General features: G+C 54.8%; 1 protein-coding gene. It reads left to right on the forward strand.

The features are described from left to right. Positions 1-34 precede the first annotated feature (34 nt). The gene (locus tag AC0L2M_RS34560; RefSeq protein WP_473537262.1) at positions 35-1129 is read left to right on the forward strand and encodes an ABC transporter substrate-binding protein; all 1095 of its coding nucleotides are present in this window, start codon (positions 35-37) and stop codon (positions 1127-1129) included. Positions 1130-1454: the final 325 nt, after the last annotated feature.

The raw sequence follows: 1454 nt of genomic DNA on the forward strand, positions 1-1454 counted from the left end.
GTCCAGTGACGGAGCATTGAGGAGGAACAAACAAATGCCAATAGACCGCAGACGTTTCATCCAAGGGGCATCTGGTATTGCGGTATGTGCGATGTCTTACCGGACCCCCCGCGCTGCTGCTCAGTCCTCGGGAGAACTGACAGTCGCACTCAATGGTGGCGAATACGCTAAGGCGTGTATCGACGCCTATGTAAAACCATTCGAAGCCGAGACGGGAATCAAAGTGACCGCGATCACCGACGAAGTACCCAGGGCCAAGCTTGAGCTAATGGTCTCGACCAATAGCGTTTCGGTCGATGTGGTTCCCGTGGCCGCAGCCACATCCGTTCTAGCTCCCGAGAAGGGCTACCTCGAAAAGATTGATTACTCAATCTACAGGAAAGAGGAATTGGACGCGATGCTAGACTTCGCCAATACTCCGTACAGTGTCGGCTCGATTGTCTACGCGTACTGTATGGTCTACAATACCGAGAAGTTCCCAGCTGGCAAACCGCGGCCGGCTACTTGGGCAGATTTTTGGGATGTCAGCAAGTATCCTGGAGTTCGGACGTTGACATCCGGCGTGTACGGGTACGGCCCGTGGGAGGAAGCTCTACTGGCGGACGGTGTGCCTGCTGACGCCATCTATCCTTTGGATATAGACCGAGCTTTCGCCAGCCTGGACAAGATCAAGCCGCATATCCGCAAGTGGTGGACGACCGGGGCCGAGCTCGGGCAGATGCTGCACGATAAGGTTGTCGACTTGGCGCAATCCTTCGACGGACGAGCCGTTTTAATGATCGACCAAGGCGTGCCGATTGAGATGAATCGGAGCCAGTCAAAGCTGACCTGGGAAAGCTGGGGCATCCCGAAGGGCGCCAAAAATCTGCAGAACGCACAGAAATTCATTGAATTCATCACCCGGGCTGACAGGCAGGCTGCTTTTGCGCAGCTCATGCCTTACGGCCCGACCAACCGAAATGCCTTTAAACTAATACCAGAAGATCTCGGACGAAAATTCGCGAGCCACCCTGATTACCTGGGGTCTAGCATAGTAATGAACCCCAAGTGGTACGCTGAGGCGGGACCAGACGGCATGACAAACGTGGAGCGGCTTATCCAGCGTTGGAACGAGTGGATACTGCAGTGATCGTAGATTAAGCGAGAATGGTGAAGGCGGCGAAGAACAGCCCGTCGCCTTCCCGACTGAAATCTGGACGAAGCCGCTTCTTCCGACGCTTTGTTATTGGGAAGTTGTGCGTCTGGCAGACGTGTCCCAGTCGTATTTGAGGATCAGTCGTGACCTTGCATCTAAAGAACATCACCCTGCCAATTGCCGAGGATGAAGCATTGGAGAAAAATCCAGTTCCGGCTCAGATTGAGTTCCGCAGCGTCACCAAGATGTATGGGGCGGTCGCCGCGGTCAGCAATTTGTCGCTGACCGTTCGTCGCGGCGAGTTCCTGACCATTCTCGG

The sequence above is a fragment of the Mesorhizobium sp. WSM4806 genome (assembly GCF_055811635.1).